Origin of the sequence: Brucella anthropi, assembly GCF_046630315.1 — a bacterium.
GTDB classification, from domain to species: Bacteria; Pseudomonadota; Alphaproteobacteria; order Rhizobiales; family Rhizobiaceae; genus Brucella; species Brucella anthropi_A.
Genome location: NZ_LQBD01000011.1, coordinates 59,768 through 84,651, shown reverse-complemented (window position 1 = coordinate 84,651; position 24,884 = coordinate 59,768). Strand labels below are relative to the sequence as shown.

The window sequence follows — 24,884 nt, the reverse complement described above, 5'->3', positions numbered from 1 at the left end:
CGTTTGAATATGGTCAAGCGCTTTTGAAAAATTCTACACTGCTGAAAGGTGTCATATGGCCACAGCGCCTTCGGATTCCCCCAATGGCCGTACGGCAAACGACAAGTCGGAAGGCGCGACGCGCATTCAGGGCATCAATCGCAGGCTTATCCTGGATGCGGCGCTGGAAGTCTTTTCCGCTTACGGCTTTCGCGGTTCCACGGTCGATCAGATCGCCGAGAAGGCGGGCATGTCGAAGCCGAACCTTTTGTATTATTTCCCGCGCAAGCAGAACATCTATGTGACCGTGCTGGAGGATACGCTCGCCACCTGGCTGGAGCCGTTCGAACATATCGATCCGGATGGCGATCCGCTGGAAGAGTTGCGCCGCTATATCGCCTTGAAGCTGGAAATGTCGGCGAGAAAACCGGAAGCCTCGCGGCTTTTTGCCAATGAGATTCTGCATGGCGCGCCGGCAATTTCCGATTTCCTGAAAGGACATCTGAAGCAGCTGGTCGATGAGAAGGCAGCGGTCATCCATCGATGGATAGCTGAAAAGCGTCTGGCGCCGGTCGATCCCTATCATCTGATTTTCACCATATGGGCGGTCACACAGCATTATTCGGATTTCTCCGTGCAGGTCGGGGCAATTCTCGGACAACGCTCGCAGGAGCCGGGGTTTTATGACGAAACGGCCCAGGCGGTGAGCGCCATCATTCTTGACGGCATCCGCCCCCGGAACGAAAATCCGTCATCATGAAGACGATTCGAATTTCAGCAGCCATTGTCCGCGATGAGGCGGGCCGTTTCCTGCTCGTGCGCAAGCGCGGCAGCGAGATATTCTTCCAGCCCGGCGGCAAGATCGATGCAGGCGAGCAGCCGGAGACTGCACTGGTGCGGGAGATCGAGGAAGAGCTGGGCATCCGCATCGACGAGAGCCAGCTGCGCTATGCGGCAAGGATGTCGGCGCCCGCCGCCAACGAAACCGATGCGACGGTCGAGGCGGAATTGTTTCATCTTGCGTTGAACGACGGTCAGGTGCCGGTCGCCTCAAGCGAGATCGAGGAGCTTCTGTGGAATCCGCCGGGCGATACAACGCGCCCCGTGGCTGCCCTGTCGCAAGCCGTTCAGGCTCGGTTTGCCTGAACGCGCCGGTCACGCCTCCGCCGCACAGAAACTTGCGTAAAGCACGGTCATGATTTCCATCACCGCCGGATGGGCGATGGAGTAATAAAGCGTGCGGTGATCGCGCTCGAACTGCACGATCCCTTCTTCTTTCAGCTTTGCCAGATGCTGGGACATGGATGTCTGGGCGATGCCGGTCTTTTCGATGAGATCGGTGACGCTGTGCGGGCCGCCGGCCAGCACGCACAGGATGAGCAGCCGATGCTCATTGGCAAGTCCCTTCAGAAAATTGGCCACCTCCGCAGCCTTCTGCGGCATTCTGTCTGTCAGTTCCATGGTCGGCATCATAGCCCTTTACAATTCATAAAAATATGATATGAGATAATTATAAATTGAAAGGCCAATCAAGGCAAGGATGATGGTACGGAAATGACCAAGGATTACCGCAGTCTCACGAAGGATATTTCGGCCTATACCGGCGAGTTGCGCAAGCTTGCGCCTGATGCCATGCAGGGCTTTTATGCGCTCTCCAGGGCCGCGACGGCGGATGGCGCTGTTGACAAGAAGACCAAGGAGTTGATCGCGCTGGCGATCGGCGTTACGCAGCGTTGCGACGGCTGCATCGGCTTCCACGCCAAGGCGCTGAAAGAGCTTGGCGCGACGCGCGAGGAAATCGCGGAAGTCATGGCCATGTGCGTCTATATGGGCGGCGGCCCCGCTCTCATGTATGCGGCGGATGCATTGCGCGCCTGGGATCAGTTTCAGGACGCGGCCTGACAGGCTGCCTGTTTTGCGAATGTCCGGCGGCGCGCCGACAACCACAATCGATCCGGCAACCGGCCATGTGTTCGAGCCGGAAAAAGGCACCCGCGTCAGCCGCCAACCATTCAGCACCATAATAAAACGCCGGGTTTTTGCCCGGCGTTCCGGTTTTACTCCGCGGCTTCCTTGACGGCCATCGGATTGTTCGGATGGGTCGTCCAGTTGGCATATTGCGCCGGGATCGGTTCCCTTGTGCGCGGATCGACACCACCGATCTGCTCCATGGTGATGCAATCCTCGACCGGGCAGACATTGACACAGAGATTGCAGCCGACGCATTCCTCATCGATCACCTCGAAGTGGCGCGCGCCATTGACCAGATTGGTGATCGCCTGATGCGAGGTATCCTCGCAGGCAATATGACAACGGCCGCATTTGATGCAGAGATCCTGATTGATCCGTGCCTTGGTGACGTAATTGAGGTTGAGATACTGCCAGTCGCTGACCTGACCCACGGCCATGCCGCGGAAATCGTCGAGTGTTTGATAGCCCTTGGAGTCCATCCAGTCGGAAAGGCCGTCGATCATTTCCTGAACGACCTTGAAGCCATAGGTCATGGCAGCCGTGCAGACCTGAACCGTGCCGCAGCCAAGCGCGATAAACTCCGCCGCATCGCGCCAGGTGGTTATGCCGCCAATGCCTGAGATCGGCAGGCCGTGCGTTTCAGGATCGCGTGCGATTTCCGCCACCATGTTGAGCGCAATCGGCTTGACCGCCGGTCCGCAATAGCCGCCGTGACTGCCGCGCCCGTCAATGGAGGGAACCGGCGACATGCTGTCGAGATCGACCGAGATGATGGAGTTGATCGTGTTGATCAGCGACACGGCATCCGTGCCCGCCGCATGGGCGCCCCGGGCTGGTTTGCGAATATCGGTGATGTTCGGTGTCAGCTTGGTAATCACCGGCATACGGCTGTATTGCTTGCACCACTTCACCACCATGGCGACATATTCCGGCACCTGGCCGACAGCCGCCCCCATGCCGCGCTCGCTCATGCCATGCGGACAGCCGAAATTCAGTTCAATGCCGTCAGCCCCCGTTTCCTCCACCAGAGGCAGGATGGCCTTCCATGCCTCTTCCTCGCATGGCACCATGATCGAGGCGATCAATGCGCGGTCGGGCCAGCGCATCTTCACTTCCTTCATTTCGCGCAGATTCACTTCAAGCGGCCGGTCGGTAATCAGCTCGATATTGTTGAGACCGAGCAGGCGCCGGTCGGCGCCATGGATCGCGCCATAGCGCGGACCATTGACATTGACCACCGGCGGCCCTTCCGCGCCCAGCGTTTTCCAGACCACACCGCCCCAGCCGGCCTTGAAGGCACGCTCGACATTATAGGCCTTGTCGGTTGGTGGGGCCGAAGCCAGCCAGAACGGGTTTGGAGACTCGATACCGAGGAAATTCGTTGAAAGATCAGCCATTCTTACTCTCCTCAACCCTGTTCCTGGCCCAAATGGACATTGCTATCACGAGAAGCGGGTGTTGCAGCTGTGTGAAGCGCGCCGCCGGAAAGCACCGCATCGGCAAAACCCTCAATCGCCTCGGGACGTTTGGTCAGGGCCGCATGGATGGATTCGGCGGCGATCTTGCCGTCTTCCACGGATGCAACGGTCAGATCCTGACCGCCCGCAACGCAGTCACCTCCGGCCCATATGCCCTCGACGGAGGTGCGCCGTTCTTCATCGACGCTGATGCGCCCCTTGGAAAGCGCAATGCCGGAACCGCCCAGCGGCTCCGGTTCAAATTTCTGGCCGATGGCCTTGAAGACCTGATCGGCTTCCAGAATGAGATATTCGCCGGTGCCGGAAAGCTTGCCGCCTTCATTGGCCGTATATTCAAAGACCACGGCATTGACCGTGCCGTCTTCGCCCCGTTCAAGGGCGTGCGGCTGCAACCAGTGACGGATCATTACACCATGAATCTGCGCCAGTTCCTGCTCATAGGCGCTGGCATTCATGTTTTCCTGACCGCGGCGATAAACGATGGTCACATTTTCAGCGCCGAGCTTTCTGGTCTGGATGGCAACATCCACTGCGGTCATGCCGCCGCCGATAACCACCACATTGCGCCCGACGGGAAGCGACGCGAGGTCCTTTGCCTGACGCAGATTGGCGATATAGTCCACCGCATCGATGACATTGGGCGCATCTTCGCCAGCAAGGCCGAGATCATTGACGCCCGGCATACCCATGCCGAGGAAAACCGCATCATGACCAGCCTTCAGCGCCTCGATGGTGATGTCCTGACCGAGCGTCTGGTTATATTCGATGGTGATCGCGCCGATTTTCAGCACGAATTCCAGTTCGCGCTGCGCGAAATTATTGACCGTCTTGTAGGCAGCAATCCCATATTCATTCAAACCGCCGCCCTTGGGGCGGGCTTCGAAAATCGTCACCTGATGGCCATACATGGCAAGGCGGTGCGCAGCCGAGAGGCCCGCCGGGCCCGCGCCCACAATGGCAATGTGCTTGCCGGTTTCGGGCGCGCGCCGGAACGGATGATTGCCGGTTTCCATCAGGACATCGGTGGCATAGCGCTGCAATTCGCCGATCTTGACCGGCTTGCCTTCCGAAGTCTCGCGGACACACACTTCCTCGCAGAGTGTTTCCGTCGGGCAGACGCGGGCGCACATGCCGCCCAGAATGTTTTCCGAAAGGATGGTCTTCGCGGCCCCCACCGGATTGCCCGCATTGATCTGCCGGATGAACAGCGGAATATCGATGCCGGTCGGGCAGGCATTCATGCAGGGTGCGTCATAGCAGAAATAGCAGCGGTCCGATTCGACCAGAGCCTCATGTCTGGTAAGCGGCGGATGCAGATCGTCGAAAACATGCGCGTAATCGGCTTTTTCAAGCCGTCCCCCGCGAATGTCAGGTCCGTTGGCGTGTCCCGGATGTTCGACTGCATCAATAGGTGAATTCTCTGCTGATCTCATCGATCGCATCTCCCATTTTTGCTTGCGTTTTGGCGCGGGTTCCCTTTGCGCGCCGCAACTCTTCCAGGCTGCGATCTTTGCCGTCGCGTGGTGCCTGTTCATGACAGGATGACAGATTTTTACGGAAGGTCAAATTTTTTATCATCTGGTCAATTTATGACTATGAGGCACCAGAAATAGCAAAAGGCCCGGCTGTGAAAGGGCGGGCCTTTGCCATTGAGCCGGAATGCAAGATCAAAGCGGGTCGGACTTCAGCGGTTGCGGTTCCGCCGTCATTTGCGGGGCCGGGAACGCTTCGGCTTCCTTTGGCAGCGCGGGGCGGGCGCTCAGCACCAGAGCGCAGCCGACAATAATGATGGCAGCCCCGACAAACTGGATGAACGACAACTGTTCCTTGAGGAACACCGCCCCGACCAGAACCGCGATCACCGTCACGACGAATTCAACGCTGATGGCTTTTGTCGGCCCGACATTTCCAACCAGCCTGAAATAAAGCACATAGGTCAGGGCGCTCATCACGCAGGCTGAAATCAGCAGATAGATGAAATCGACCGGCCCCGGCATTGTTGGCACGGGAACGGCGAAGATCAGCGGCAGGCTGAGGATGCCGCCAAAGACGAATGCGCCAATCGTGGTTTCCCATGAGCCGGTGCCGGAAAGGCGGCGGCTGGCATAATTGCTGCCGAAAGCCGCGGAAAAACAGGAGAAAAGCACGGCGATACAGCCCATGACGAAGGCAGGCGTGACGGCAACCGCCGGGAAGCCGACCAGCAGCACGATGCCGGTGACGCCGAGCAGCAGGCCGATGAGGCCGCGCGAGGTAATGCGTTCAAGACCCCAGAGCTGGCTGATGACCATCGAGAAAAGCGGAATGGAGGCTACGCAGATCGCAGCCATCGCCGTACCGATCAGCGGTGTGCCGTAGGAAAGGCCGATCAGTTGCCCCGCAACCGTCGTTGCGCCGACAACCGCGAAAGGTTTCCAGCCGGCGTGAAAATCGAGCCTGCGTCCGGAGAGTTTCGCGATTGCAAAAAGCGTTCCCGCCGCAATGAAGGAGCGGAAAGCGACCGCGCCAGCCCAGCCAAAGGCTTCCACCACGCGCAGGACCACCAGGAACGATAGTCCCCATGCTACGGCTAGGAAAATATAAGTCGCGACATCTTTCGGTTTCATGCCGATGGCTTTCAGAAACGATTACGGGCCGAACGATCGATTGTATAAGGGATGAAGCGGGATCAGGTCGTTTTTGCGGCGGCATTGGACGCCGCTTCGGCGATATTGGCAAAGAAGCGGTCTGCGATTTTGCGCGCGACCGAGCCGAGCAGTTTGGTGCCGATCTGCGCCACCTTGCCGCCCGCATCTCCCCGTATGGCGTAGGATAGGATCGTATCGTCGCCATCTTCGTCAAGACGCACATCGGTCGCGCCATGCGCAAACCCGGCTATCGAGCCTTCGCCATGGCCGGAGATCGTATAGGACACCGGCGGCTTCATATCCGACAGTTCCAGAATGCCGTGAAAGCGGACTTTCAGGATGCCGAAACTGACCTTGAGGGCGGCGCGTATTTCTTTCTCCGAAATACGCTCGATATCCTCGCAGCCGGGAATGCAGGATTTCAGCGTTTCAATATCGTTCAACGCATCCCAGACCGCTTGGCGGGGCGCTGCAATCCGTTCTTCTCCGGTCAGGTCCATGCTTCACTCCGGGGTGGATCATCCTTGAGCATCTCTCCCGAAAGTGAGACCGGTTTCGGGATAAAGACATGCGACTAAACAGACATTAGAGTGATTCCGACGATTTGGTGTTAGCCGGAACCGCTCTAAATTGATCAGTATGGTGTATATGACACTCTGTCCAAATTGGAAGTTCGGTAATTTATTTGCCGCAAATCCTCTCTAAAGCGCTTAATATCCGCAATTAAATCGATTTGATTCGGGAGTAGCATCATGGCAAGAGACGCGACGAAGCTTGAGGCAACGGTCGCAAGGCTGAAAAAGCACTGGGCAGATTCGGCCCCGCGCGATATGCGCGCGGCGTTCAGATCGGACCCCGGCCGGTTCGAGCGGTATTCGCTCTCCCTGGATGACCTTTTGTTCGACTGGTCGAAATGCCGGGTCAACGACGAAACGATCGGGCTTCTCAAGGACCTTGCCCTTGCCGCCGATGTGGAAGGCCGTCGGGCGGCGATGTTCGCAGGCGAGCATATCAACAATACCGAGGACCGCGCCGTTCTCCACGTCGCGCTGCGCGATACGTCCTCGAAGGAAGTGCTCGTCGACGGTCACAATGTTCTGCCGGATGTGAAGCAAGTGCTCGACCGTATGGCGGCATTTGCCGATGGCATCCGGTCAGGCGCGATCAAGGGCGTGACGGGCAAGAAAATCACCGATATCGTCAATATCGGTATCGGCGGTTCCGACCTCGGGCCGGTCATGGCAACTCTGGCTCTCTCCCCATATCATGACGGTCCGCGCGCGCATTTCGTCTCCAACATCGACGGCGCGCATATTGCCGATACGCTTGGTGTTCTTGATCCGGCGACAACGCTTGTCATCATCGCGTCCAAGACATTCACAACCATCGAAACCATGACCAATGCGCAGGCCGCGCGCCAATGGGTGGCGGATGCGCTGGGCGAAGCGGCTGTGGGCGCGCATTTTGCGGCTGTCTCGACCGCTCTGGACAAGGTGGCTGCCTTCGGCATAGCCGAAGACCGGGTCTTCGGTTTCTGGGACTGGGTCGGCGGACGGTATTCGGTGTGGTCGGCCATCGGCCTGCCGGTGATGATTGCGATTGGGCCGGATGATTTCCGCAAGTTTCTGGCAGGGGCGCATTCGATGGATGTGCATTTCCGCGATGCGCCGCTGGAAAAAAATCTGCCGGTCTGGCTTGGCCTCATCGGATATTGGCATCGTGCGATCTGCGGCTATGGCAGCCGTGCAATCATTCCCTACGACCAGCGCTTGGCCCGTCTCCCGGCCTATCTGCAACAGCTGGACATGGAATCGAACGGCAAGAGCGTCACGGTCGATGGCAAGCCCGTGTCCGGTCCCACCGGCCCGGTTGTGTGGGGTGAGCCCGGAACGAACGGCCAGCACGCTTTCTTCCAGCTTCTGCATCAGGGCACGGATACGATCCCGCTTGAATTCATTGTTGCGGCCAAGGGGCACGAGAAGCATCTCGACCATCAGCATGAAATGCTGCTGGCGAATTGCCTTGCGCAGTCGGAAGCCCTGATGAAGGGTCGCACGCTGGATGAGGCGCGCGCGCAGTTGAAGGCGAAGAACCTGCCGGAAAGCGAGGTCGAGCGCATTGCGCCGCATCGCGTTTTCTCCGGCAATCGCCCGTCACTGACGCTGGTTCATGACAAGCTTGACCCGTTTGCGCTCGGGCGTCTGGTGGCGCTCTATGAGCACCGCGTATTTGTCGAGGCGCAGATTTTCGGCATTAATGCTTTCGATCAATGGGGCGTCGAGCTTGGCAAGGAACTCGCCACCGAACTTCTGCCGGTCGTTTCGGGCGAGGAGACGAGCGAAGGCCGCGACGCATCCACGCAAGGGCTTGTCGCACATCTGCACGCGCGAAGGAAAGCTTGACGGCATTCTCCGCAAGGCTAGAAATGACAGAGAGCCGGGTTTGTAACCCGGCTCTCTTCATGAGGAATAAAATGGGACATGAAATGAAAACCGAGATCGTAAAGTTTGCCGGTGACGTGCCGGGAAATGCCATCGAGTTGCGTGTGCTGCGTTTTGCAGGCAAGGACAGCGATGCGCCTTCCGCCTATCTGCAATCCTCGCTTCACGGTGCCGAACTTCCGGGGCAGGCAGCACTTCATTTCCTGGTTCCGATGCTGAAGAAGGCAGCCGTGGAAGGGCGCGTTCTCGGCAATATCACCATTGTCCCGCAGGCCAATCCGATCGGTTCCAACCAGTGGCAGGCGCATCAGCATCTTGGTCGTTTCGAGACATTTTCGCTGACCAATTTCAACCGTGCCTTTCCACTTCTGCCGGATTTCGACACGTCTGAACTGCCTGAGCCGGATGCCCCCGTCGCCCTTGCGCAGCGCCTGAAGGCAACGCTCTTGAAGCTGGCTTTGCCGAACGACATCGTGCTCGATCTGCATTGCGACGATGAGAGCGAAAACTACGTCTATATCGCGGAAGAATTCGCGGAGGACATGAAGGATCTGGCCATCGCGCTCAATTCGACGGCAATCCTTGCATGGGACACGACGGCTGACGCGGCCTTTGAGGAGGCCTGCGCACATCCTGTCCTGCAATTGCCGGCGGACAAGCGCGACATGAAACGCCGGGCTGTGACGACGGTTGAATTCCGCGGCTTGAGCGATGTTTATGCCGATATGGGCAAGGGCGACGCGGAAGGTCTGTATAAATTCCTCGTCCATCGGGGTGTCATCCGCGATGACAATGTGAAGCTTGAGACGGAATATAAGGGCCGCGTGACGCCGCTTTCGCATGTCGAGATGCTGCGGGCGCCGGAAGGCGGCATGGTGCTGTTTCACGTCGCGCCGGGCGATGAGGTCAAGGCCGGGGCAAAGCTGGTGACAGTGGTTACGCAACCGGGTGAACCGGAAGGCGATATCACGCTGACCGCCCCGCAGGATGGGCGCATCCTGACGCGCCGTTCGCTGCGCTATGTGCGCCGGGGGGATGATCTTCTTAAACTGCTTGGGGCAAAGCCTTCTGCCGTCAAGAAGCGCGCCGGTGCGCTGGAAGCATGAGCGACAGGCCTTCCGCAGAGCGTATGCGGTCAATCCGCGCCGTCCTGTTCGACAAGGACGGTACGCTGATCGATTTCGACCGCACCTGGTTTGCAATTACGTGGCAGCTCGCGCAGCGCGCTGCGAAAGGCGACGAGATACGGGCGCGCACCTTGCTGGAGGCCGGGGGCTACGACTGGCTGACCGAGCGGTTCCGGGCCAATTCCGTAATTGCCGCCGGTACTGTTGAAGACATCGTTTCGCTTTGGCATCCGGATATCGCGTCCGGGCAGTTGCGCGAACTCATCGAAGAATATGACGCTTATTGCGTCACCGAGGGCGCGCGTTCGGCGGTGGCCATAGAGGCCGTACACGAGACACTCGAAACATTGCGCGCAATGGATCTCCGGCTGGGGATCGCCACCAATGATTCCGAGGCCGGGGCGCATGCCACGGCCAGGGCGCTGGGTATTGATGGGTTGTTCGACGTGGTGATCGGTTACAACACGGCAGCACGCCCAAAGCCCTATCCCGATCCGCTGCTCTATTTTGCGGAAAAGCTGGGGCTGATGCCGCAGGAGATCGCCATGGTCGGCGACAATCTGCATGATCTGGAAACGGCACATGCGGCGGGGGCAGGGCTGGCGGTTGGTGTTTTGTCGGGCAACTCTCCACGCGAGGCGCTCGAACCCCATGCCGATGTGGTGCTGGATAGCGTTGCCGGATTGCCGGAACTGCTGAAACGGTGAGACCTGACTTCCATTCAAAGGATTGAATGGAAGTCAGGACAATTCATCTCCTCAAGACGCTACAGTCTCAGTCGCGCAGTTCGCGGCGCAAGATCTTGCCGACATTGCTCTTCGGCAGGCTTTCGCGGAATTCGACCTCGCGCGGGCGCTTGTAATTGGTCAGGCGCTCGGCGCAATAGGCCTTGACCTCGTCTTCGGTCAGGTTGAGGTCGCTGCGAACCACGAACAGCTTCACGACTTCGCCGGAATGCTCGTTCGGTATGCCGATGGCGGCGGATTCCACGATGCCGGGATGGCCTGCGGCCACTTCCTCGATCTCATTGGGATAGACGTTGAAACCGGATACGAGGATCATGTCCTTCTTGCGGTCGACGATCTTGGTATAGCCGCGTTCATCCATGAAGCCCATGTCACCGGTGCGGAAAAAACCATCCGGCATGATCGCGCGTTTGGTTTCGTCGGGGCGGTTCCAGTAACCCTTCATCACCTGTGGACCGCGCACGCAGATCTCGCCCACCGCATCAAGCCCGAGATCGTTTCCGTCATCATCACGGATGGCCACATCCGTCGACGGCATGGGCAGGCCGATTGTGCCGGAAAATTCGGTCGCATCGAGCGCGTTGGCGCAGGCAACGGGCGACGTTTCCGAAAGGCCGTAGCCTTCCGTGATGTGACAGCCGGTCATTTTCTGCCAGCGCTCGGCAACCGGGCGCTGCACGGCCATGCCGCCGCCGAGCGTGAGGATAAGGGGCTTGAAATCCAGCGTCTGGAAATCGGGATTGTTCATGAGGCCGTTGAACAGGGTGTTGAGGCCCGGAAAGATGTGGAACGGATATTTCTTCAGCTCTTTCACGAAGCCGGGAATATCGCGGGGATTGGGGATGAGAATATTGCGCGCACCGAGCTTGATGCCGATCATCGCATTCACGGTCAGCGCGAAAATGTGGTAGAGCGGAAGGGCACAAACGAAATTCAGCGCCTTGGGCTTGCCCTTTTTCCGGAATGCAACCTCCATCCAGACTTGCATCTGCTCGACATTGGCAAGGATGTTGCTGTGGGTGAGCATGGCGCCCTTTGAGATGCCCGTCGTCCCGCCGGTATATTGCAGGAAGGCAAGATCGGAACCCTGAACCGGAACAGGATTGAAGGACTGGGCTCGCCCCTGGGCCAGCGCATCCTTGAAGCGAACGTGCCCCGGAATGTTCCATGCCGGCACCATCTTCTTCACGCGGCGCACGACGAAATTGATGATATGCCCCTTGATGCCATGCATGTCGCCCATCGAAGCGACGATGATGTTGGGAACATTGATGCTGGCGAGGGCCTTTTCCACTGTCGCGGCAAAATTTTCCAGAACGATCAACGCCTTGGCGCCGGAATCGTTGAGCTGATGTTCCAGTTCGCGCGGCGTGTAAAGCGGGTTGACATTCACCACCACGAAACCGGCGCGGAGAATGGCGGTAAAGGCGATTGGATAATGCAATATGTTCGGCATCATCACCGCAACGCGATCGCCCTTGACAAGGCCGCGCGATTGAAAAAAGGCGGCAAGCGCGCGCGAATGGTCGTCCAGTTCCTTGAACGAGAGGTCCTTGCCCATGCAGGTGAAGGCGGGACTGCCGGGGAACTGTCGGCAGGAAGCCGAAATCATGTCGCCGATCGACAGGCTATCGCTGAGGTCGATCTCGTGAGGAACGCCTGCGGGATAGGATTTGAACCAGATTTTTTCCTGCGGCGGCGCAGCCTTGTCTGCTGATTGTGCCGCAACGGCTGCAACTGCGGATGTGCTCTGCCCTGTCGTTTTTTTCGCCATGTCTTCTCCCCGGATTGCTCCGTCCCAAGTTGGGCCGCCTGCGTGCCCGCCGTCTCCCAAGCCGCCCGCCCACGGACAGCCTCCTCATTCACGAATGTGGTCGAGTTTTACTCTCTTCGCAAGAGTTACATTGACGTAAGCGTAAATTATAAAAGAGTCGAGCGTCTTCCCCAATTTTTCAGTCCGGCAATCACAATAGGTTGAAATATTCCCTTGGGGAAATGTCAGCTTCGACAGGCGCACCCTGTCACAATCGTCCCTCGCCTTGCATCTCGTGGTCCTCGTATGTCCGGCTTTTCAGGGATTGAACGAGTGTCGAGATCGCCTTGCCGCCATAAGTGACGAGATCATAGTCCCTGTCGCCGCGCAACCATTCATTGAGAAGCCCGCTCAGCATGGAAAGCAGGATGGGGGCCGCAGTGCTGGCGGTCCATTCCTGCGAAAGTTCTCCGCGCCTTGCCGCCACGTCGAGCAGGCCCGCGAACAACGACAGGACATTGGCGCGCGCTTCCCGGAGACGCTCTTCGAGCGGGGCTATTTCGCCGACAAATTCGCACCGCTGATTGATGATGATGAAAATGTCCTGCTGACGCTTGTCCTGCGAGAACAGCTGTAGCGCATGGATGATGGATTGTTCCAGAACATGCATGGGATTGGGGTGGTCGACGGCGGCTGCCTGCAGCATGATTTCCTCTTGCGGGAATCGGGCGCGGCCTATGATCGTGCGGAGAATTTCAAGCTTGTCGCGAAAGTGGAAATAAACGGCGCCACGGGTCACCCCGGCGTGACAGGCGATTTCCAGCAGTGTAGATTGATTGACACCGCGTTCGAGGAAAACCTGCTCGGCGGCCACCAGAATGGCTTCCCGCGTTTCGGCTGCCTCGGCTTTTGTTCTTCGCATGACTTCTCTCGGATGGATGCAGGCTTGGCCGAACTTGGATGAGCCTGGCTCGTCAAGCTCCGGTTAAGCCTGTGCGGCGATTGACCATTTGCAAGGCGTGGATACCATCAGCATCCTGACGCCGTGGTAAAATGGCCCGGTTTGCCGATGAATCTGGGTAACTCATTCGTGATCTGTAACATTAGGGAATTGACTATAACACGGTAATTCGTGTTTACAAACACCCGTGTATGTTAAATTGGCAGCACCGCGCGACAGCAAGGGCACTCCCATCATGACCATCAACCGTTCTATTCGGCTTTTTGCGGCTGGGGCCGCATTTCTTGTCTTTGCGGGGCAGCCCGTTCTGGCACAGGCACCGGGAGGCGCAACACCGCCCCCGCCACAGGTCTTTGTTACCGTGGTCGAGCCGCATGATGTCCCTGTCACCTATGAATATGCAGCGCGCATCAGCGCTTATCGTGACGTTCAAGTGCGCGCACGTGTCGGCGGCATATTGCTTCATCGCAATTTCGTCGAGGGCACGGCAGTCAAGGCGGGAGACGTTCTGTTCGAGATCGACCCGGCGCCTTACGAGGCCGAACTGGAAAAGGCGCAGGCGCAGGTAGCCCAGGCCGAAGCGCAGTATCAGCAGTCCATCCGCGACGCGGAGCGTGCGGAGCAGCTGGTGCAGCAGAAGGTGCAGAGCACGGCGGTTCGCGATTCCGCTTTCGCGACGCGCGACCTGAACAAGGCCTCGGTGGCCGCGGCCAAGGCGCAGCTGCGCACGGCTGAACTCAACCTGAGCTACACCAAGGTGACGGCGCCGATCAGCGGCATCACCAGCCTTGAACAGGTCAATGAGGGCAGCCTCATCGGCACGGACGCATCTTCCAGCCTTCTGACGTCGATCACACAGCTCGACCCGGTCTATGTGAACTTCTCCTTCACCGATACGGAAGCCGCCGAAATCGACCGTTTGCGCGCCGAGCGCGGCGCCACGGGCGAGGACGCCGATCGCCTCAAGATCAAGGTCGTGTTTGGTGACGGGCAGGCTTATGACCATGAAGGAACGATCGACTTTACATCGTCGTCGCTCGACACGGAAACCGGCACGCTTGGCGCCCGCGCCGTCGTTGAGAACCCCAATCGCCGCCTGATCCCCGGCCAGTTCGTGCGCGCGGTGATCCTCGGCATCCAGGTCAAGGACGCGATCACCATTCCCAAGGCTGCCCTGCTCCAGGGGCCGCAAACGCAGTTTGTCTATGTGGTCAACAAGGACAACGTTGTCGAAGTGCGGCCGATCACGGTTGCGCGGGAATTGAGCGACGCATGGCTGGTTTCCGAAGGCCTCAATGCCGGCGACAGGGTCATCACCGAGGGTCTTGTCAAGGCGGCTCCGGGCAAGCCCGTGAATCCCGTCGATGCAGCGACTGAAGCAGGCAACCAGGCCTCGCCCGACAAGGCGGGTGCCGAATCTGGCAAAGAACAGGCGGCAGGCAAGCAATGAACAGGTTCTTCGTCGATCGCCCCGTTTTCGCGGCGGTCATCTCCATTGTGCTCGTGCTGGCCGGCCTGATCTGTATCCGCATCCTGCCGATTGCCCAGTACCCCGAACTGACGCCGCCGCAGGTCGTCGTCAGTGCGACCTATCCCGGCGCAAGCGCCGAAACGGTGGCGCAGACAGTTGCAGCGCCATTGGAGCAGCAGATCAACGGCGTCGAGAACATGCTTTATATGCAGTCCTCGAGCCTTGGCAGCGGCACCATGCAGCTGACGGTGACGTTCGCCCTGGGGACCGACCCCGATCAGGCCACCATCAACGTCAACAACCGCGTGCAGCGCGCGACCTCGTCGCTTCCGCAGGAAGTGCAGCGCCTCGGCGTCACGGTGGACAAGCGTTCCACCACGATCCTGGGCATGGTCGCCATGTTCTCCGACAGCGATCGCTATGACCGCACCTATGTCGGTAACTATGCGCTTTTGAACGTGGTCGACGATCTCAAGCGTCTGCAGGGCGTCGGCGACGTGCAGCTGCTCGGCAATATCGATTATTCGATGCGTATCTGGCTGCGTCCCGACAAGCTGGCGCAATATAACCTGACGCCGAGCGACGTATCGGCGGCAATTCAGGAGCAGAATGCGCAGTTTGCGGCAGGCCGCTTCGGCGATCAGCCGGACCCGCAGGCCGGGCCGTTCACCTATACGGCGACCACGCAGGGGCGTCTGCCGGACGCTGCGGCATTCGAAAACATCATCCTGCGTTCAAGCTCCAACGCCGCGACCCTTCGCCTGAAGGATGTCGCCCGTATCGAGCTTGGCACGGAAAGCTATCTCGTCGACAGTAACCTGAACGGCACGTCCGCCGTGCCGATCGCAATCTATCTGCAGCCGGGCGCGAACGCGCTCAATACGATGGAACTCATTCAGAACCGCATGAAGGAGCTGAAGGCGAGTTTCCCGGCAGGCATCGATTATTCGATCCCGTTCGATACGACGAAGTTCATCAAGGTCTCCATCGAGGAAGTGGTTCACACCTTTATCGAGGCGATCATCCTCGTCGTGCTGGTCGTGTTCATCTTCCTGCAAAACTGGCGGGCGACACTCATCCCGATCATCGCCGTGCCGATCTCGATCATTGGCACATTCGCGGGCATGTATGTGCTGGGCTTCTCCATCAACCTCCTGACGCTTTTCGGTCTAGTGCTGGCAATCGGTATCGTGGTCGATGACGCCATCGTGGTGCTGGAAAACGTCGAACGCATCATGACGACGGAGAAGATGTCGCCGCGCAAGGCCGCCATCAAGGCCATGGGCGAGGTGACGGGGCCGGTTATAGCCATTGTTCTCGTCCTGTGCGCGGTCTTCATCCCGGTGGCCTTCATGGGCGGGCTTGTCGGCGAAATGTACAAGCAGTTCGCCGTCACCATCGCGATTTCGGTGATTTTGTCCGGCCTCGTCGCCCTGACGCTGACACCGGCACTCTGCGCGCTGATCCTCAAGCCGGGCCATCATGAGCCCATCCTGCCGTTCCGCATCTTCAACCGCTTCTTCGAGCGGGTGACAAACGGCTATTCCAGCGGCGTGCGTTTCTTTCTCAAGCGCGCTGCAATCGGTCTCATCCTGTTTGTCGGCCTTCTGGGCGCCACGGCCTTCCTTTTCGAAAAGGTTCCGGGGTCGCTGTTGCCGGACGAGGATCAGGGCTTCCTGTTCGGTGTCGCCGTGCTTCCGCCCGCCGCCTCGCTGGAGCGCACGACGGCGGTGATCGATCAGGCGAGCGAGAACATCCGGAAGAACCCGGCTGTCGAAAGCGTCTTCGCGGTATCCGGTTTCGACCTTCTGTCCGGCGGCCTGAAAACCAGTGCGGGCACGATGTTCATCATGCTCAAGGACTGGAAGGAACGCACGACGCCGGAAACCGATGCGCGCAATCTTCCCCGCACCATTATGGCCATGAATGCGGGCATCAAGGATGGGCTTGTTCTCGCGTTCAATCCGCCGCCGATCATGGGCCTCAGCACCACGGGCGGTTTCGAACTCTATGTTCAGGACCGCACCGGCGGCGGCGTCGAATCGCTGACGCGGGCAACCAAGCTCATGACCGAGGCTGCCGCCAAGCGGCCGGAGCTGCTGGGTGTGCGCACCACGTTCGATCCGAATGTGCCGCAATACGACATCCAGCTCGATCGCGAAAAGGCGAAGGCCATGGGTGTGCCGATCAACTCTGTGTTCACGGCGATGCAGGCAACCTTCGGCAGCCTCTACGTCAACGACTTCACGCTGTTTGGCCGCAACTATCAGGTCAATCTGCAGTCGGAGGCTGAATTCCGCCGCGATCCAAGCGATCTCAAGCATGTCTTCGTGCGGGCCAATTCCGGCAGCATGATCCCGCTCGACGCTCTCGTGACCGTCAAGCGCGTCGTCGGCCCGGACCAGCTCGAACGCTTCAATGCCTTCAATGCGGCCAAGATCACCGGCAATCCGGCTCCGGGTTTCACCTCCGGCGATGCCATCAAGGCAATGCAGGAAGTCGCCGCGGAAGTTCTTCCCCAGGGTTACCAGATTGCATGGACAGGATCGGCCTATCAGGAAGTGACAACCAGTGGCACCGGCACGCAGGCCATGATCTTCGGCCTTGTGATGGTGTTCCTGATCCTTGCCGCACAATATGAACGCTGGAGCCTGCCGCTTGCGGTTATCACCGCCGTGCCGTTTGCGATCTTCGGTGCCTTGCTGGCGACGGAACTGCGCGGACTGACCAATGATGTGTATTTCCAGATCGGTCTGGTGACACTCATAGGTCTGGCGGCGAAGAATGCGATCCTGATCGTGGAATTTGCGGTGCTTGAACGCGAGACGGGTAAATCCGCCATCGAGGCGGCGGCCTCTGCTGCACGCCTTCGCTTCCGCCCGATCGTAATGACCTCGCTGGCCTTCATTCTCGGCGTGGTGCCGCTCGCGGTCAGCACGGGCGCGGGTTCCGCAAGCCGTCACTCGATTGGCACCGGCGTTATCGGCGGCATGTTGGCGGCGACATTTATCGCAACCTTCTTCATTCCGATGTTCTATCGTCTGATTGCTTACAAGACGCCGAAAAAGCCGGGCGATGAGGATATCGATGATACGGTTGATCCAGCCAAACCGTCGGATAGTCCGCTCTGATCCAGCCTCAGCATCAAACGAAGCCCCGCCAAAAGGCGGGGCTTTCTGCATCAGCCTGCGGCATGATCGCGGGGCGATTTATCCGCGCTGGGCCCGTCGAGACGAGGTTGCTTCTGCCTGGAGTATTTCCGGCGATTTCGTTAAAACAGGAACCGCTCTAAAACAACGAGGCGATGCTCTGAACGATTGCCCATGCCAGGAAAGTTGCGGGTACGCTGAGCGCCGCAAGCATGATGCCGAGAAACACATATGCCGCCTCATTGGGCGAGCGCTTCGTTTGTTCCGGAGTCTTGTGCCATTGAGCAGGAACGCCATCAAACATCGTATAAATCCTCCTTCTCCCTTGATTGGATTATTGATGAGAGGCGGATTTGTTCAAGTCAAAATAAATAGATGTATTTTCGAGCGCATCTGTGCTAGAAGCGGCCCGGTTTACATTTAAAGCTGTCGCTTTACGCTTTATATCAACTCATAAATTCTAGCCATATATCTGATTTGAAATAATTTTACTTTTGTACTGTAAGTATCGATATGTCGGAAGTTTCAAAAAAATCTGAAAATCCGCCACGGAAGCGTTCCGTGCTGCGTCAAAATGGCACGAGGCGGCATATCGACAGCGCAGCCGGCTGTCCGGCGCATCAGTAAAAGCTGTTGGGGAAATAGCGCAAATAGAGCTCCGTCAACGTGCCTTTCTGCTGCAAGGCTTGAAGGGCATTGTCGAAGGCGTTTACAAGAGGTGCATTGTGCTGGGTCACGGCGATGCTGAGGCCGCTGTCAAGATATTGCGGCGCAAGATAGGGGCCGGCTGAAAAGGTGCAGCATGCATGACCTTCGGGGCTGTTGAGCCACATCGAAAGCGCCATGCCGTCATGAAATACGGTGTTTATCCGGCCGCTTTTGAGATCGGCCAGCATGTCTGAATAATCAGAATAAGGTTTGGCGACGGCTTGCGGAAAATAGCTTTTCAGAAGCTGCTCCTGGGCCGTGCCCGCAACCACCCCGACGGTCTGCCCCTTCGTGGCCATCACAGGATCGTCTTTGAATGCGGCTGCATTGGTTGTGGCAAAACGGGCGGGCAATCGCAGATATGATCGCGAAAAGGCAAATTGTTCCCGATTTTCTTCTGTCGGTTTCCATCCGGCGATGATGGCTTCTGCTTGTCCATTGCGAAGCCGGTCTTCGAGTTCGCTCCAGGGCACAGCTTCAATCTGACAGATATCATCCGCAGCCAGTTGATGGCAAATGGCCTTGGCAAGATCGATATTATAGCCGGAAAGCTGCCCCTGATCGCCCAGCATGTTGAACGGGGGAAAATCGACGGTTGTAAGAAATCGCAACCGGCTGAATGCCTGTAGGGATGGCAATGGCAGGCGTTCCTTCTGGTTGATGAAGGACGGAGCCTGGACCTGCGCATCCGACGCCCCGGCATCGCAAGCGCTGGATGCGAATGCCAGCGCGATCAGCAGTTTGGGAAGGTAGCGTTTCATGCGCCGCTTTTCCTCCTTTTTCCTCTAATTTCGCGTTAACTGAAATTCGCGCGGCAAAGCATATTCAAAGAAAGTGCGATAAAAATAAAGGTTGCAAATCTTTTTATGTATATTACGTGCAGATTGCAAGCTTTACCAAGCTAAAGCCTAATAAAAGAGCTGGTAAAATAATTATAAATGTAAATTCCTAAAACATAAATTACCAATATTCAGTAGTGCGGGGGTGCTATGAGTAGTGTATCGAGTGCGCTCGATCTGGAGATATGCATTGGCATATCAGCTAGATTGGAACAGCGCGGCGTGTCCAGAGGTGTGTTGTTGAAGGCATACAGTGCTGCCATTCTCCATGGAACGTCTTTTTGTGCGGAACTGGTGCAGCAGGGGGAGGTGACAGAGCCGCTTATATACGCGGCCATTGCGGAGTTTCTTGGAGTGGAATTCACCGATGACGTGCATCCGTCACGGATATTCGTATCCGGCGAGGAAAAGCCATCGGTTTTCATCGATGTCGGGCAGGTCATGGGCCTTGGGCCGGATGGAGGCAGCTATCTCTATGTCGCTCCGTCGGAGGATCGTATCAGAACCCTGCATCAGCATATGCAGGCGACGCCTCAGTTGAAAGGACGGATACGCATTTGCACACCGACGCTCCTGAAAGAGATCATGCGCCACAGGCATCAGAAAGACCTGGTCACGCGGGCGCATGAAATGACGCCGGAACCGTTTTCCGCAGCACGGGTTCTGGATACGCCGCAGGCATTTTCCATCGCCATGTTTCTTTATGCTTTCATCGCATGCATCATCAACTGGCCGATGACGACTTTGCTGGTGCTTCATGTGGCGCTGTCATTATTCTTCTTCGGATGCGTGCTGATCCGCCTGTTCGCCGCCATTGCCGGACAAAGGCTTCGGTTCCCTGTCCTCAGGAAAGCCAGACCGCGCGACTTGCCGATCTATTCCATACTGGTTCCTCTCTATAAGGAGCAGGATGTGATCGGCCAGCTTGTCACCAGCCTGAAGCGGTTGAACTGGCCGGCGAGCAAACTCGATATCAAGCTTGTCTGCGAGAAGGATGATTTTGATACGATAGCGGCGCTGCGCAGCGAACGTCTGCCCTCAAATTTCGAGCTGGTTCTCGTGCCCTCGGGCGGCCCGAGAACGAAGCCGAAGGCATTGAACTATGCCCTTCAATTTGCGCGGGGCGAAATTGTGGCTGTATTCGATGCCGAGGATCGACCGCATCCCGATCAGCTTCTCGAAGCCTGGCAGACTTTCGAGGCGGAAGGCGACAAACTTGCCTGTGTCCAGGCTCCGCTCATAATTGGAAATTTCCGGCACAATCTCCTCACGCGCATGTTCGCCTTTGAATATGCGGCCTTGTTCCGGGGATTATTGCCATGGCTGGCATCGCGGGGTCTTGTCATTCCGCTGGGAGGGACATCCAATCATTTCCGGCGCTCCTGTTTGCAGGCCGTGGGGGGCTGGGACGCCTATAATGTCACCGAGGATGCCGATCTGGGCGTGCGGCTGGCCCGGTTCGGCTATCGCATCGGTGTCATCACGCGCGGAACCATCGAGGATGCCCCGGTCAATTACGATATCTGGAAAAAACAGCGTACGCGCTGGCTCAAGGGCTGGATGCAGACATGGCTCGTTCATGGGCGCCAGCCGCATAATACCTGGCGCGAGCTTGGCTGGTTCCGGTTTGCCGTCAATCAGATCTACACTTTGGGTATAATCTGTTCTGCGCTTCTGCATCCCCTCATGCTGGCCATGTTCGCGATCTTGCTGATCAGTATGGCGTTCGGCCCGTTGACGACACATAGCCTCTGGCTGTTGGGGATCGATGTGGCCAACATTCTTCTGGCCTATCTGAGCTTCTATCTTCTGGGTGCCAGAACGATGGAGCCGACGGAGCTGGGAGGCTATGCCTATCTGTTTTCAATCCCGCTATACTGGGTGCTGATTTCAATCTCGGCCTGGCGAGCGCTGTGGCAGCTGGTGCGTGTGCCTCACCTGTGGGAAAAGACCCCGCACCAGCCAAGCCTGTTTTATATCTCCTCCAATGAGGGGGTGAGGAATGTGGAGCCGCGTCCGATGATCGACTGATCCTCGGGGCCGATTGCCTCCAGGTCTCTTCCCTCATAGGGCAATGATAAAAGGATGCGCCGGATTGCAGCCAGTCTGGCGCGCCTCTTGTCATTCGACCGGATGATCGTCCAGGGGGCATAACCCGTGTCGGTCCTTTCAAACATGGTGTGCAGCGCCTCGGAATAATCGTTCCAGCGGGTAATGCCCGCCACATCCATCGGCGAGAATTTCCAGTTTTTAAGTGGGCTGTGGCGGCGCTCATGAAAGCGCTTGAGCTGCATTTCCTGTCCGATATCGAGCCAGAACTTGAACAGATGAATGCCGTCTGTAACGATCATGCGCTCGAAATCGGGTGTTTCCGTCAGAAATGTTTCGAGCTGCTGCGGGGTGCAGAAGCCCATCACACGTTCGACGCCGGCGCGATTGTACCATGAACGGTCAAAGGTGATGAATTCGCCAGCAGTTGGGAAATGCGCGACATATCGCTGAAAATACCATTGTCCCTGTTCGGTTTCGGTCGGCTTCGGCAGGGCGACATTGCGGGCGGTTCTGGGGTTCATGAACTCGCGGATCGTAAAGATGGTTCCGCCCTTGCCGGCGGCGTCGCGGCCTTCGAAAACGCTGATGACGCGCCCGCCCGTATCCTGAAGCCAGTATTGCAGTTTGACGAGTTCGATCTGAAGCCGCTCCAGCGTTTCCTCATATTCCTCCGACTTCATCCTGGATGGATAAGGATAACCGCCCGATTGCAGCGCTTTGTCATCGATCCACTTCGGCAATTTCGGATCATTGATGTCAAATTTGCGCGCCACCCCGTCAATTTTCAGCTTGATCGGCTTGTCGTCCGGCTTCGTTTCGTTCTTTTTGTCTTTCTTTTTGTTAGCTGTCTTCGAACTGTCACCCACGGCAATTCCCTTTCGTTTATATCAAGGCATGATATGGGCTGTTTGAAAGCCGCGTAAAGGACGTTTGAACATTTCCGGATAAAGTCGATACCGCAACCGCAGAAGGAAACAGCATGAGCGAGGCAGGCCACCGCACCGATCCGGAACCAGAAGCCGAGAAGTCGATTTTCGAACCTCTTCTCCGGGTCAAGGGCGTTGTGATCGCCAGCATGGTTCTTGCGATGTGCGTGCTGGCTCTTGATTTTCCGTTCTGGTTTCGGGCAGGCCTTCTCGCTGTCGTTGTTCTTGGTGCGGTGTGGCTTGCGAGCGAAGTTGCAGGCAGCGAGGCCGATGAAGCTCCGGTGAAGATGATGGCGCCAAACGAAATGGCGGGCGTCTCCGGCGAGCGGCTGGCTGATCTCCTGACCGATCCGATGATTGTCTTCGACCACAGCGGAACAGTGTTGTTCGCCAATTCCGCAGCTCTCGATGCTTTCCAGTCACTGGAAACCGGCACCGCGCTTTATCTGCGGTTCCGGGCGCCTGAAATGCACGCCCTCATTCAAGGGGTGATCGCAGACGGCGAAGCGCGAAGCATCGAATATTTCGAGCGCGTCCCGATTGATCGTTGGTTCAAGGCCATGGTCAAGGCCTTGCCCGACAAGGATGGCAGACCCGAACTTTTTGTCCTGCTTTTTCGGGATCAAAGCGAAACGCGCCGCATTGACCGCATGCGTTCGGATTTCATCGCCAATGCAAGCCATGAGTTGCGCACGCCTCTGGCGTCGCTTCGCGGGTTTATCGAGACGCTGCAAGGGCCGGCCCGCAACGATGCGGCGGCGCGCGAGCGATTTCTCGATATCATGCAGAAACAGGCCGAACGCATGTCGCGCCTCATCGATGATCTTCTGTCCCTGTCGCGTCTTGAAATGCGGGCGCATCTGGCGGTCAATGAATGCGTGGATATGTCTTCCGTTCTCAATCACGTCGCCGACACGCTGACGCCGCTGGCGGCAAGCCTCGATATCCGTATCGAGCGCCAACTGCCTGACCATCCTGTGAATGTTACGGGTGCGCGCGATGAGCTGATCCAGGTTTTCCAGAATCTCGTCGAGAATGCATGCAAATATGGGCAGACCGGCAAGCGGGTGATCGTCAAGCTGGAAGAGGACGACAGCGGAAGCGCCACGGAGATTGTGGCCTCGGTGCAGGATTTCGGTCCGGGCATTGCAGCGGAGCATCTGCCGCGCCTGACGGAGCGCTTTTACCGGATCGACGTCGAAACCAGCCGCGCGCAGAAGGGCACCGGCCTTGGCCTTGCCATTGTGAAACATATTCTGGCGCGCCATCGCGCCCGTCTTGTCGTTCGCTCCCAATTGGGCGAGGGATCGACATTCACGGTGCGGCTGCCGAAGCGGGCGGCATAGAGCGCCGTGCGTCCATTCGGACGCACAAAGGTCGCTCTAACTTATTGAATCTACGCATCGTGCTTTCCAAAAATCGATTCCGATTTTTGGGCCGATGCTGTAGGCTTCATCGAAGCTTGCGCAGCAATTGCCATTTCAACGGACGTAGCTTTCGATAAAGCGGGGTGGCGCGTATCCGTTCCACGGAACGGCTGAAAAGCAGCGAAACACGCCCCCGAAGAGTGACCGGAACGATATAGTCCCGCAAAGGGATGGTCCGGTCACGCAGGCCCTGCTTCCATGGCTCGTCGCCATAGCCCAGATCGAAACACCGATAGCCATCGGCTGCAAGCGCATGCAAAAGGTTCAGAATGATCACCTTGCCGGGGGAGTATCTGCTCCATTCGCCATCTTCAAAAGTCGTGATCATCGCGCAGTAATGACCGTTGCGGACGAGACTCCACATTGTCGCCAGGGTCGTGTCGCCGACCGCAAGCGTTGAAAAATGCAGGGCGTTGCATCGCGCCAGTCGTTCGGTCGCTTCTTCAAAAAAGCGTCGCTTTTCAGGATGGGCATCGAAGCCCGGAACCATCGTTTCTTCGAAGCGCCGCTGCTTCTGGCGCAACATCGTCTGGAGGACGGATTGCCGTTCCGCTTCGGTCTGCGTCACATGGAAACGAAATCCGTCCAGTTTCTGAAGTGCACGCTCCCGCTTCTTGATGTTCTTTATGCCCTCCAAGGACTGCTCGATTTCTTCCATCGGGCGTGTCAGGGAAATGGCATGGGTGGAGGCTTCTGAAGGCAGGTTTGTCAACGACCATAAGGGGTTTGCGGCGCCTTCAATCTGTTTCGGCATTTTGCACAGCGCAATCACGTCGTGAGAGGGGACCGCCGCGACGACAAGTTCCAGAACACGTCGTGCCATGTCTCGCGACAATTGCGCCGCCGCTGGAAACAGAATGGGGCCGTTATAGTCGCTCACGCCATCATCGATAAATGAAAGCATGCGCGATCCGCAGCCACGTGTGATGGAAAGCGGCAGAAAAAGGAGCGGGGTTCCGTCGCGCTGGCGCACCTCGGTCAGGCATAGCTTGACGCCGGGTTTCTGTCCGTAGCTTGCTTCCCATGCCTTGAGGAAGGATTTGGCCTGAAATACAAAAAACGCGCTGCCGGTTCGGTCGTCGGCATCCGGCCAGTCACCGGATAGCTGTTGCGTGCTCCCATAAACCCGAATGTCGAAATCACTGCTCAGCATAAACGTCTTTCACGTCCGGAAAACTCAACGACGCAAACGCGCCGAATCTCATTTTATAGTTGAAAGGTTTAGTAGA

At 57.7% G+C, this 24,884-nt stretch carries 21 protein-coding genes; 10 read left to right on the top strand and 11 right to left on the bottom strand.

Annotation, left to right across the window (positions count from 1 at the left end; genetic code table 11):
• Positions 1-55 precede the first annotated feature (55 nt).
• Together rutR and AVM02_RS07885 are read left to right on the top strand one after the other, a co-directional pair.
• A complete protein-coding gene (gene rutR, locus AVM02_RS07890) occupies positions 56-739 on the top strand; it encodes an HTH-type transcriptional regulator RutR (RefSeq protein WP_411506420.1) in 684 nt (227 codons plus the stop codon).
• A complete protein-coding gene (locus AVM02_RS07885) occupies positions 736-1,125 on the top strand; it encodes an NUDIX hydrolase (protein ID WP_411506419.1) in 390 nt (129 codons plus the stop codon). The genes rutR and AVM02_RS07885 overlap by 4 nt, the downstream gene beginning before the upstream one ends.
• A 9-nt stretch (positions 1,126-1,134) precedes the next feature.
• On the opposite strand, the gene AVM02_RS07880 is transcribed toward AVM02_RS07885, so the two are convergent.
• Positions 1,135-1,440 (bottom strand): ArsR/SmtB family transcription factor, encoded by a 306-nt coding sequence (locus tag AVM02_RS07880; RefSeq protein WP_411506418.1) that lies wholly within the window; start codon positions 1,438-1,440, stop codon positions 1,135-1,137.
• Positions 1,441-1,533: 93 nt separating this feature from the next.
• Here AVM02_RS07880 and AVM02_RS07875 point away from each other — a divergent pair, with 93 nt between their 5' ends.
• On the top strand, positions 1,534-1,881 hold the full coding sequence (locus AVM02_RS07875; protein ID WP_411506417.1) for a carboxymuconolactone decarboxylase family protein: 348 nt from the start codon (positions 1,534-1,536) through the stop codon (positions 1,879-1,881).
• A 155-nt stretch (positions 1,882-2,036) separates the two neighbouring features.
• Here AVM02_RS07875 and preA read toward each other — a convergent pair whose 3' ends face one another.
• From preA to AVM02_RS07855, 4 genes are all read right to left on the bottom strand, one after another.
• Positions 2,037-3,347, bottom strand: a complete 1,311-nt coding sequence (preA, locus tag AVM02_RS07870; RefSeq protein ID WP_411506416.1) for an NAD-dependent dihydropyrimidine dehydrogenase subunit PreA — start codon at positions 3,345-3,347, stop codon at positions 2,037-2,039.
• A gap of 11 nt (positions 3,348-3,358) precedes the next feature.
• On the bottom strand, positions 3,359-4,870 hold the full coding sequence (locus AVM02_RS07865) for an NAD(P)-dependent oxidoreductase (RefSeq protein ID WP_411506415.1): 1,512 nt from the start codon (positions 4,868-4,870) through the stop codon (positions 3,359-3,361).
• A 225-nt stretch (positions 4,871-5,095) separates the two neighbouring features.
• Positions 5,096-6,034, bottom strand: a complete 939-nt coding sequence (locus AVM02_RS07860; RefSeq protein WP_411506414.1) for a DMT family transporter — start codon at positions 6,032-6,034, stop codon at positions 5,096-5,098.
• A 62-nt stretch (positions 6,035-6,096) separates the two neighbouring features.
• The gene (locus AVM02_RS07855) at positions 6,097-6,555 is read right to left on the bottom strand and encodes an SRPBCC family protein (RefSeq protein ID WP_411506413.1); all 459 of its coding nucleotides are present in this window, start codon (positions 6,553-6,555) and stop codon (positions 6,097-6,099) included.
• 252 nt (positions 6,556-6,807) lie between these two features.
• Between AVM02_RS07855 and pgi the strand changes: the two genes are divergently transcribed.
• From pgi to AVM02_RS07840, 3 genes are all read left to right on the top strand, one after another.
• Positions 6,808-8,457, top strand: a complete 1,650-nt coding sequence (gene pgi, locus AVM02_RS07850; RefSeq protein WP_411506412.1) for a glucose-6-phosphate isomerase — start codon at positions 6,808-6,810, stop codon at positions 8,455-8,457.
• Positions 8,458-8,540: 83 nt separating this feature from the next.
• Positions 8,541-9,602, top strand: coding sequence for a succinylglutamate desuccinylase/aspartoacylase family protein (locus AVM02_RS07845; RefSeq protein ID WP_411506411.1), 1,062 nt, complete (start codon positions 8,541-8,543; stop codon positions 9,600-9,602).
• The gene (locus tag AVM02_RS07840; RefSeq protein ID WP_411506410.1) at positions 9,599-10,330 is read left to right on the top strand and encodes an HAD family hydrolase; all 732 of its coding nucleotides are present in this window, start codon (positions 9,599-9,601) and stop codon (positions 10,328-10,330) included. The genes AVM02_RS07845 and AVM02_RS07840 overlap by 4 nt, the downstream gene beginning before the upstream one ends.
• A 67-nt stretch (positions 10,331-10,397) precedes the next feature.
• Here AVM02_RS07840 and AVM02_RS07835 read toward each other — a convergent pair whose 3' ends face one another.
• Positions 10,398-12,143, bottom strand: coding sequence for a long-chain fatty acid--CoA ligase (locus AVM02_RS07835; RefSeq protein WP_411506409.1), 1,746 nt, complete (start codon positions 12,141-12,143; stop codon positions 10,398-10,400).
• 247 nt (positions 12,144-12,390) lie between these two features.
• Positions 12,391-13,044 carry a TetR family transcriptional regulator gene (locus AVM02_RS07830; RefSeq protein ID WP_411506408.1) on the bottom strand — a complete coding sequence of 218 codons (654 nt, stop codon included), beginning with the start codon at positions 13,042-13,044 and terminating at the stop codon, positions 12,391-12,393.
• Between the two features lie 274 nt (positions 13,045-13,318).
• Here AVM02_RS07830 and AVM02_RS07825 point away from each other — a divergent pair, with 274 nt between their 5' ends.
• Positions 13,319-14,533, top strand: coding sequence for an efflux RND transporter periplasmic adaptor subunit (locus AVM02_RS07825; protein ID WP_411506407.1), 1,215 nt, complete (start codon positions 13,319-13,321; stop codon positions 14,531-14,533).
• Complete coding sequence (bepE, locus tag AVM02_RS07820; RefSeq protein WP_411506406.1) at positions 14,530-17,685, top strand: multidrug efflux RND transporter permease subunit BepE; 3,156 nt, start codon at positions 14,530-14,532, stop codon at positions 17,683-17,685. The genes AVM02_RS07825 and bepE overlap by 4 nt, the downstream gene beginning before the upstream one ends.
• Before the next feature lie 157 nt (positions 17,686-17,842).
• Here bepE and AVM02_RS07815 read toward each other — a convergent pair whose 3' ends face one another.
• Both AVM02_RS07815 and AVM02_RS07810 read right to left on the bottom strand, forming a co-directional pair.
• Complete coding sequence (locus AVM02_RS07815) at positions 17,843-18,007, bottom strand: hypothetical protein (RefSeq protein WP_181153292.1); 165 nt, start codon at positions 18,005-18,007, stop codon at positions 17,843-17,845.
• 316 nt (positions 18,008-18,323) lie between these two features.
• Positions 18,324-19,172, bottom strand: a complete 849-nt coding sequence (locus AVM02_RS07810) for a transporter substrate-binding domain-containing protein (protein ID WP_411506405.1) — start codon at positions 19,170-19,172, stop codon at positions 18,324-18,326.
• A 228-nt stretch (positions 19,173-19,400) separates the two neighbouring features.
• Between AVM02_RS07810 and AVM02_RS07805 the strand changes: the two genes are divergently transcribed.
• Positions 19,401-21,281: a glycosyltransferase gene (locus tag AVM02_RS07805; RefSeq protein ID WP_411506404.1), complete on the top strand. Its 1,881-nt coding sequence runs from the start codon at positions 19,401-19,403 to the stop codon at positions 21,279-21,281.
• Here AVM02_RS07805 and ppk2 read toward each other — a convergent pair.
• Entirely contained in the window at positions 21,224-22,168 is a 945-nt protein-coding gene (gene ppk2, locus AVM02_RS07800; protein ID WP_411506403.1) for a polyphosphate kinase 2, read from the bottom strand. The genes AVM02_RS07805 and ppk2 overlap by 58 nt on opposite strands.
• Before the next feature lie 113 nt (positions 22,169-22,281).
• On the opposite strand from ppk2, the gene AVM02_RS07795 reads away from it, so the two are divergent.
• Entirely contained in the window at positions 22,282-23,574 is a 1,293-nt protein-coding gene (locus AVM02_RS07795) for an ATP-binding protein (RefSeq protein ID WP_411506402.1), read from the top strand.
• A gap of 106 nt (positions 23,575-23,680) precedes the next feature.
• Here AVM02_RS07795 and AVM02_RS07790 read toward each other — a convergent pair whose 3' ends face one another.
• A complete protein-coding gene (locus AVM02_RS07790; RefSeq protein ID WP_411506401.1) occupies positions 23,681-24,808 on the bottom strand; it encodes a GNAT family N-acetyltransferase in 1,128 nt (375 codons plus the stop codon).
• Positions 24,809-24,884: the final 76 nt, after the last annotated feature.

Excerpts from the sequence above, each read along its gene's own strand:
- rutR (WP_411506420.1), top strand. The coding sequence starts at position 56 with ATGGCCACAGCGCCTTCGGATTCCCCCAATGGCCGTACGGCAAACGAC.
- AVM02_RS07885 (WP_411506419.1), top strand. The coding sequence starts at position 736 with ATGAAGACGATTCGAATTTCAGCAGCCATTGTCCGCGATGAGGCGGGC.
- AVM02_RS07880 (WP_411506418.1), bottom strand. The coding sequence starts at position 1,440 with ATGGAACTGACAGACAGAATGCCGCAGAAGGCTGCGGAGGTGGCCAAT.
- AVM02_RS07875 (WP_411506417.1), top strand. The coding sequence starts at position 1,534 with ATGACCAAGGATTACCGCAGTCTCACGAAGGATATTTCGGCCTATACC.
- preA (WP_411506416.1), bottom strand. The coding sequence starts at position 3,347 with ATGGCTGATCTTTCAACGAATTTCCTCGGTATCGAGTCTCCAAACCCG.
- AVM02_RS07865 (WP_411506415.1), bottom strand. The coding sequence starts at position 4,870 with ATGCGATCGATGAGATCAGCAGAGAATTCACCTATTGATGCAGTCGAA.
- AVM02_RS07860 (WP_411506414.1), bottom strand. The coding sequence starts at position 6,034 with ATGAAACCGAAAGATGTCGCGACTTATATTTTCCTAGCCGTAGCATGG.
- AVM02_RS07855 (WP_411506413.1), bottom strand. The coding sequence starts at position 6,555 with ATGGACCTGACCGGAGAAGAACGGATTGCAGCGCCCCGCCAAGCGGTC.
- pgi (WP_411506412.1), top strand. The coding sequence starts at position 6,808 with ATGGCAAGAGACGCGACGAAGCTTGAGGCAACGGTCGCAAGGCTGAAA.
- AVM02_RS07845 (WP_411506411.1), top strand. The coding sequence starts at position 8,541 with ATGAAAACCGAGATCGTAAAGTTTGCCGGTGACGTGCCGGGAAATGCC.
- AVM02_RS07840 (WP_411506410.1), top strand. The coding sequence starts at position 9,599 with ATGAGCGACAGGCCTTCCGCAGAGCGTATGCGGTCAATCCGCGCCGTC.
- AVM02_RS07835 (WP_411506409.1), bottom strand. The coding sequence starts at position 12,143 with ATGGCGAAAAAAACGACAGGGCAGAGCACATCCGCAGTTGCAGCCGTT.
- AVM02_RS07830 (WP_411506408.1), bottom strand. The coding sequence starts at position 13,044 with ATGCGAAGAACAAAAGCCGAGGCAGCCGAAACGCGGGAAGCCATTCTG.
- AVM02_RS07825 (WP_411506407.1), top strand. The coding sequence starts at position 13,319 with ATGACCATCAACCGTTCTATTCGGCTTTTTGCGGCTGGGGCCGCATTT.
- bepE (WP_411506406.1), top strand. The coding sequence starts at position 14,530 with ATGAACAGGTTCTTCGTCGATCGCCCCGTTTTCGCGGCGGTCATCTCC.
- AVM02_RS07815 (WP_181153292.1), bottom strand. The coding sequence starts at position 18,007 with ATGTTTGATGGCGTTCCTGCTCAATGGCACAAGACTCCGGAACAAACG.
- AVM02_RS07810 (WP_411506405.1), bottom strand. The coding sequence starts at position 19,172 with ATGAAACGCTACCTTCCCAAACTGCTGATCGCGCTGGCATTCGCATCC.
- AVM02_RS07805 (WP_411506404.1), top strand. The coding sequence starts at position 19,401 with ATGAGTAGTGTATCGAGTGCGCTCGATCTGGAGATATGCATTGGCATA.
- AVM02_RS07795 (WP_411506402.1), top strand. The coding sequence starts at position 22,282 with ATGAGCGAGGCAGGCCACCGCACCGATCCGGAACCAGAAGCCGAGAAG.
- AVM02_RS07790 (WP_411506401.1), bottom strand. The coding sequence starts at position 24,808 with ATGCTGAGCAGTGATTTCGACATTCGGGTTTATGGGAGCACGCAACAG.